6 protein-coding genes are annotated in these 7,190 nt (G+C 60.1%); 5 read left to right on the top strand and 1 reads right to left on the bottom strand.

Going from position 1 to position 7,190, the window contains the following annotated elements:
* Window positions 1-959: glycosyltransferase family 2 protein (locus ACP5EL_RS08110; protein WP_428402007.1), on the bottom strand; the 959-nt coding region annotated here is incomplete at its 3' end.
* 142 nt (window positions 960-1,101) lie between these two features.
* On the opposite strand from ACP5EL_RS08110, the gene ACP5EL_RS08105 reads away from it, so the two are divergent.
* From ACP5EL_RS08105 to ACP5EL_RS08085, 5 genes are all read left to right on the top strand, one after another.
* Window positions 1,102-2,283, top strand: a complete 1,182-nt coding sequence (locus tag ACP5EL_RS08105) for a homocitrate synthase family protein (RefSeq protein ID WP_428402006.1) — start codon at window positions 1,102-1,104, stop codon at window positions 2,281-2,283.
* A gap of 180 nt (window positions 2,284-2,463) precedes the next feature.
* Window positions 2,464-4,449, top strand: a complete 1,986-nt coding sequence (locus ACP5EL_RS08100; protein WP_428402005.1) for a TrkH family potassium uptake protein — start codon at window positions 2,464-2,466, stop codon at window positions 4,447-4,449.
* Between the two features lie 66 nt (window positions 4,450-4,515).
* Complete coding sequence (locus ACP5EL_RS08095; protein WP_428402004.1) at window positions 4,516-5,358, top strand: MBL fold metallo-hydrolase; 843 nt, start codon at window positions 4,516-4,518, stop codon at window positions 5,356-5,358.
* 109 nt (window positions 5,359-5,467) lie between these two features.
* Window positions 5,468-6,631, top strand: coding sequence for a DUF2202 domain-containing protein (locus tag ACP5EL_RS08090; protein ID WP_428402003.1), 1,164 nt, complete (start codon window positions 5,468-5,470; stop codon window positions 6,629-6,631).
* Window positions 6,632-6,897: 266 nt separating this feature from the next.
* Window positions 6,898-7,122 (top strand): 2TM domain-containing protein, encoded by a 225-nt coding sequence (locus tag ACP5EL_RS08085; protein WP_428402002.1) that lies wholly within the window; start codon window positions 6,898-6,900, stop codon window positions 7,120-7,122.
* The last annotated feature ends 68 nt before the right edge of the window (window positions 7,123-7,190 follow it).

Here is a 7,190-nt window from a genome sequence, read left to right as displayed (position 1 = left end):
CCGGACGCCAGAAGGACTCCGCCGACGGCCAGCTCCTTCTCCAGGGAGTGGTAGCTCGTCAGCCTCTTTGCGAGGCGGCCCCCTCCATCGACCCCGTAGGTCTTGCCGAAGGCTCCGATGTAAAGGCCCGAAAGAAGGGTCTGATACCCCGTTATGAGCAGCATGCTCCCCAGGATCAGAGAATGGACTCTCAGCTCCTGGGTCGGCTCCTGCATCAGGACGAAGAGGGTGAGGACGAGGCCCAGGAGGAGGGCGACGGAGCCGGGGACGAGGAGAAAGGGCCCGGGCCGGTAGAGCATCATGAACCTGGCGTGCCTCCAGCCGTCGGAGAGGGAGCTGAGCTTCGAGGCCCCCTTTCGGGGATAGTAGGTTATCGGAACCTCTCTTATCCTGAGCCCAATGCGGGTCGCCTCGATCACCATCTCCGAGGCGAACTCCATCCCCCCCGCTCGGAGGCTCAGCCGATCCAGGCCCTCCCTGGATATCGCCCTCATGCCGCAGTGGGCATCGGAGATCCCGGCCCCGAAGAGGAGGTTGAGGATCCAGGTGAGGAGGGGGTTTCCGATGTACCTGTGGAGGGCGGGCATCGCCCCCTTTTTGATCTCCCCTTTCAGCCTGGTTCCGATGACGAAATCGGCCTCCCCCCTCTCCAGGATCTCGATGAACTCGGGGATCTCCAGGGGATCGTAGGTGAGATCGCCGTCCATGATCACTATGTACCTGCCCTGCGCCTCCTCGAACCCCGCCAGGTAGGCGTTGCCGTACCCGAGCTTCTTCGGCCTCACCACCTCCGCTCCGAGAGATCGCGCTACCTCGGGCGTCGAGTCGGTGGAGCTGTCCGCGACGATCACCTCCCCCTCGATCTCCATCATGTCGAAGACGGCCAAAGATCGGCGGATGCACTCTCCTATCGTCTCTTCCTCGTCTCTTGTGGGTATGATCAGGCTGACGGCGGGCACAGTCGAAGACTGGAGCTCTTTTAGATAAAATTTTCCGCTTCCGGTCCCGCTTCGGCCCCCAGCCACGAATCGAGGGATTCTATAAAGGCGCCGATCACCTTCGAAACCGATTTAACCCACGGATGATACATACCTTGTCGACATGCAAGATTATTCCGTCAATCAGTTCTTAGAGCTCGCAAAGACTCCGAAGATCGACATCGAGGTCTGCGACGTCACCCTGAGAGACGGGGAGCAGATGCCCGGCGTCGTCTTCAGGCCCGACGAGAAGCTGGACATCGCCATCAGGCTTAACGAGTTGGGGGTCGAGATCATCGAGGCGGGATTTCCCGTCGTCTCGGAGGCGGAGAAGAGGGCGGTCCGGGACATATCCAACCTCGGCCTCGAATCCAAGATCTCGGTCCTCTCCCGGTCCGTCCCCACGGACGTGGACGCGGCCCTGGACTGCGACGTGGACATGGTCAGCGTATTCATAGCCACCTCCGAGCTCCATCTGAAGTACAAGCTCCACATGAGCTGCCAGGAGGCCGTCAAGTGCGCCTTCGAGACTGTGGAGTACGCAAAAGACCACGGCCTCATCGTTCGCTTCTCGGCGGAGGACGCCACCCGTACCGACTTTGAGCTTCTGAAGCGGCTTTACAAGAAGGCGGAGGAGAGAGGTGCCGACTACGTCAGCATCGCCGATACGGTGGGGATAATGAACCCCAGGACCGCCTATTACGTGGTCAGCGAGATCAAGAAGGAGGTCGATATCCCCATATGCATGCACTGCCACGACGACCTGGGGATGGCCCTGGCCAACACCCTGGCGGCGGCTGAGGCCGGGGCGAAGCAGCTCCATACCACCGTCAACGGCATCGGTGAACGGAGCGGAAACACCCCCCTCGAGGAGCTGATGGTGGCCCTCCGGGTCCATTACGGCGTGGACCGGTACGATACCACCAAGCTCACCCCCCTCTCAAAGCTCGTCCAGAGCTACTCGGGGGTGATCATGCCGAAGAACAAGGCCGTCGTCGGCGAGAACGCCTTCGCCCACGAGTCGGGAATTCACGTGGCCGCGGTGCTGGAGGAGCCCCGGACCTACGAGCTCTACTCTCCAGAGATGGTGGGGGCGGCGAGGAGGATAATAATCGGAAAGCATACCGGGGCTCGGGCCCTCAAGTACATCACCAAGAAGATGGGCTACGACCTCAAGAGGGACGAGATATGCCTTCTGGCCGAGAAGGTGAAGAGGTGCAGCGAGTTCAAGCGCCCCATCTCCTGCGACGAGCTCCGAAAGCTGATCCACGACCTGGATATCGAGATCGTCTATCCCGACCTTTGAGGGCCGCAGAGCGTCTCGCCTCCAGATGGGCGGGGGCGTCTCGTGCCCCCTTCTGATCTCGGCGGCGGAGGAGATCGTCTCTTACGCGACCACCACCGTGAAATAGTAGAGGGCAGAGGGTCGAGGATATCGGCACCAGGTCGAGGATATCGGCACCATTATGAGATGGAGGAAGGAGAGGTGAGGGTCAGGGTTTTTCTCAAGGTCTTCGGAACTCTCTTGAAGCTGCTGGGGGCGTTGATGCTCATCCCCGCCGCCGTATCTCTCATCTACGGCGAGGTGGAGGGGGTGATCGCCTTCGTGGTCCCGGCCATCTTCGTCTTGGTCCTCGGTCTGGTCATCGAGCTTTTGGGGGTGGAGGAGGTCCTCTCCAACAAGGAGGGGTTCGCCCTGGTGGCCTTCGGATGGCTGGGGGCGGCGGCCAGCGGGGCTCTGCCCTACATCTTATTGGGCCTCAGTCCGATAGACGCCCTCTTCGAGTCGATGTCGGGGTTCACCACGACGGGCGCCACCATCCTCTCCCAGGCGGGGGCCGACGGCCTCTGGGCTATAGATGCCACCGCCGCAAGTCAGAGCGTCGCGGTCTCTCTCGCCCATATCGTCTTTCAGGACGGCCCCCTGAGCTCTGTCGTCGGTCCGGCAGGATCGAACATATCGGCCGTCAACGAAACCCTCCTCAACGCCAGCCTGAACGGCACCCTCAGCGGAGGCGAGACCGGTCACGGCTCGGCCCTGAACGGGTCGGAGGGCACTTATCGAGGCCTCCTCTTCTGGAGGAGTTTCACCCAGTGGCTCGGCGGCATGGGGATCATCGTCCTCTTCATAGCCATCCTGCCGAACCTCGGGGTCGCGGGCCGCCAGCTCTTCAAGGCCGAGGTTCCGGGGCCCAGGGAGGATCTGATAAGGCCTCGGATCAGGGAGACGGCCAAGATCCTCTGGGGCGTCTACATGGTCCTCACCGCTGCCGAGTTCCTCCTTCTGATGCTGGCAAAGATGCCGGCCTACGACGCCATATGCAACACCTTCTCCACCGTCTCGACCGGCGGCTTCTCCCCTCGGGTGGAGAGCATCGCCTACTACAGCCTCGAGACCATCGATCACCTCGATTACAACGCCCCCCTCATCGAGGTCGTCGTGATCGTCTTCATGTTCCTCTCGGGGGCGAACTTCGCCCTCCACTATCGGTCGATGTACGTCAATCGAAAGAGCCTGGCCAGGGACTCTGAGTTCAGGTTCTACTCCCTCCTCGTTCTCCTCTCGATCACCGTCGCCATCCTCATCGGAGGCATCGATAACAGCTTCCCCGAAGAGACCGATCCCGGGGGGCTCGAACGAGGGGGTCTGTACCTCAGAACCGCCGCCTTCACCGTCGTCTCCATCATCACCACCACGGGCTTTGCCACCGCCGACTACGACCTGTGGTCCGGCCCCGCAAAGCTGATCTTGTTCATGCTTATGTTCACCGGCGCGTGCGCGGGCTCGACGGCGGGAGGGATGAAGCTGATCCGGATCCTCCTCACCATGAAATACGGCCGGCGCGAGCTCTTCCAGGCCCTTCATCCTAAGGCGGTGATGGCGGTGAAGCTGAAGGGAAGCCCGGTCAAAGAGGACGTCCTCCATTCGATCCTGATATTCATAGCCCTTTACGTCCTGATCTTCGCCCTGGCGTCGGTGATCTTCGCCTCGGTCTGTCCACTTGCAGAGGAGAAGGCACCGGCGGAGATAGTCTGTTTCGTCTCCGGGGAGGGGGAGGGCCAGAAGGTGATCTGTTTCGGCTCTGAGGGGTGGAACAGGACCGACGAGCTCTTAGGCCTCACCCCCCGGGAGGGCGGTAACGTCGCCTGTTTCGTCGCTCCCGAGAACGCCGCCAAGAGGATCGAGGTGGACAGAAGGCCCCTCAACCTCTCGGAGGCCTACCACGAGACGGGGGAGATAGCCTGCTTCCGGTCCGGCGACTGCAGCAACATCGACATGATCAGCGCCGCCTCCGCCGTGGCCACAACCCTCGGAAACGTCGGTCCGGGCTTCAACCGATTCGGGCCGACGGACGACTACTCGGAGCTTCCCGGACCCGGAAAGTTAGTCCTGATCGTCTGCATGTGGATGGGGCGGCTGGAGATCCTGACGGTTCTGGTCCTGTTCGTACCCGACTTCTGGAAGAGCTGATATGATATTGAAGAGCTGATATGCTGATATGATATTTGGGGGCACTTATCTGATTGAGAGGTGCGTATGACGTTGAAACCGGAGATGAGGATGGTCACCCTCACCGAAAATTCGGCGGGCTTGAGAAGAGAGGTCCTCGCAGAGCACGGCTTTTCGGCTTATCTGGAGTTCGGGGGCAGAAGGCTGATATTCGATTCTGGCCAGACCACCACCGCCGTCCACAACGCCCGGGTCCTGGGGGTCGACCTTGAAGGCGTTCCGATCGCCCTCAGCCACGGCCACTACGACCACACCGGAGGCCTTCTGAGCCTTCTCAAGGAGACGGGCGGCGTTGACGTCTACGCCCACCCCGACGTCTTCGCCCCTCGGTACTCGAGAAGGGAGGCGGTCCTGAGGCAGATCGGGATCCCTTTCAGGAGAGAGGATCTGGAGAAGAGGGGCGCGAGGTTCGACCTGTCGAGGAGAGCGCGAGAGCTCTTCCCCGGCCTCTGGCTCACGGGCGAGGTCCACAGGCTCGCCGAGTTTGAGGAGGCGAGCGAAGATCTGGTCGTCCTCTCGGAGGAGGGGGATATCATCCTCGATCCAATCCTGGACGACCAGGCCCTAGTACTGGTCCTCAAGGGGGGCCTCTTCGTCCTCTTGGGATGCGCCCACTCCGGGATGATCAACACTCTGGAGCACGCCAGGAGCATTACGGGCGAAGAGACCATCCTCGGCGTCGCCGGCGGGACCCATCTCGGCTTCGGGGGAGAGTATAAGCTTCCAAAGACCATCGAAGCTCTCCGGGGCTTCGATCTCGAGATACTGGCTCCGTCCCACTGCACGGGCTTTGCGGCCGCCTCGGCTCTGAGGTCGGAATTTCCGGAACAGTTCGTCAAAAACTCCGTCGGAACGGTGATCGAGCTCTGAGCTTGCGATGCTCTGTAACCCTGCTTCTGAGCCCATCTCTGATCCGACATTCGGGTCCCGTTCGACATATTGATATTCTATAAAAACTAACTTATCGGTGGTGTTATTTATGAAGACGGCCTATACCGCGCTTTTGATAGGATTTTTCTTCGTCCTCTCCGGATGCGTCGAGCCCCCCCAGGAGCAGATAATTTCAGAGAGGGTGGCCTCAGAGGAATGGGCGGCCGACGGCGTTGTAGGGGAGGGCGAGTACTCCCGGACGATGACCGTTGCAGCTCCCGCCAGGTCTGGCTATTCGGGAGGTGAGATGGAGATCTCCTGGAGGAACGATGGAGAGAATCTCTACATGGCTCTGAGTGGCGAGACCGAGGGCTGGCTTTCGATAGGCTTTGATCCGCTGGAATGGATGAAGGATGCTGATATGATCCTCGTGGCGGTGGAGGACGGCGAGTCCATGGTTCTGGACGAGTACTCCTCCGGCAACTACGGTCCCCACGAGGACGACACCTTCTTCGGCGGCACCTACGACATCCTGGAGTCGGGAGGCTCAGAGGAAGGCGGTCGCACCGTCGTCGAGTTCAAGAGGAGGCTAGATACCGGCGACGAGCTCGACGAGGCTCTATCGCCCGGTCAGAGCGTCTCCATCATCTGGGCCATGGCCGATTCGAACTCCAGGTACATGAAGCACAATGTAGCCTACGGCGAGGCGATCCTCGTCTTGACGGCCGAGAACGAGACGGCCCGGGCACAGGTCTCGGGGACGGAGGCGGCCACCCTCAGCCCGAGGGAGGAGGAGGGCGTCCTCTTCATCTGGGAGGAGGAGAAGGTGGCACGCGACCTCTACGCCGAGCTTTACCGGGAGACGAGGCTCAGCGTCTTCATGGACCTGGAGAGATCTGAGCAGAGCCACATGGACCAGGCGAAGACCCTCATCGAGAAGTACGATCTGGAGCTTCCCGTCGAGGAGGACCAGCGCGGAGTTTTCAGCAATCAGACTCTGATCGGCCTGTACGACGACCTTCTGGCCCAGGGGATGCGGTCCACGGAGGACGCCCTCAAGGTGGCGGCCACCTTCGAGGAGATCAGCATAGTGGACCTGGAGAAGGAGCTTGAGGTGGCCGATAACGAAGACGTGAGAGTAGTATTCCAGGGGCTTCTGGCCGGCTCACGAAAGCACCTCCGCTCCTACGTGAAGGATCTGCAGGCCATGGGCATAGAGTACAAGCCTCAGTACATGAGCCAGGAGGAGTTCGACGAGGTGGTCAAGGCCTGATCCAATCTCTCTATTAAGGTCGCGAACTCGGGATCGTTCTGAGGTGGCGAAGAGGCTCAAAATCGCAAAAGTTTTGTGGCTTTTGCGATTTCGAGCCGATTTAAACCAAAAATATAAAGCTGTCGGCATCGGAGATCCCAGATTACTCTCGAAACCCTTATATATTGACTGAAAGATAACTATAGGCCGTATCTGTTCTGGAGGTGAGGTTAAAAATGGTCGACGAAGCGTACAAAAAGGCGTTTAGAACAGCCATGCAGGCGCGCATGAAGAAGCTGTTCACCATACATCTCGTGATCTACCTGGTGGTCAACATCGTGTGGCTTGCGATCAACTACATGATGGTAATACCAGAAAATCCCAACCTGCCCGTCTGGCAGCCCTGGTATTCTCCCATCGGTTGGGGCATATGCATAGTCATTCACTACATGACCTACGTCAGCGGCGGAGAGAAGATGATCATGGAAGTCGAGGCGGAGGCGGAGAGCTGAGGCCTCAGCCTTTTATCGTTCGTCCTTGATCGTTCTGTTCTTATGACGAAGGAGGGGCTCGCTGCCGG

The sequence above is a fragment of the Methanocrinis sp. genome (assembly GCF_049974945.1).
In the GTDB taxonomy this organism is placed as follows: Archaea; Halobacteriota; Methanosarcinia; order Methanotrichales; family Methanotrichaceae; genus Methanocrinis.
This window is presented reverse-complemented; position numbering and strand designations above follow the sequence as displayed.

Coding starts and splice junctions, on each gene's coding strand:
- ACP5EL_RS08105 (WP_428402006.1), top strand. CDS start 1,102: ATGCAAGATTATTCCGTCAATCAGTTCTTAGAGCTCGCAAAGACTCCG.
- ACP5EL_RS08095 (WP_428402004.1), top strand. CDS start 4,516: ATGACGTTGAAACCGGAGATGAGGATGGTCACCCTCACCGAAAATTCG.
- ACP5EL_RS08090 (WP_428402003.1), top strand. CDS start 5,468: ATGAAGACGGCCTATACCGCGCTTTTGATAGGATTTTTCTTCGTCCTC.
- ACP5EL_RS08085 (WP_428402002.1), top strand. CDS start 6,898: ATGAAGAAGCTGTTCACCATACATCTCGTGATCTACCTGGTGGTCAAC.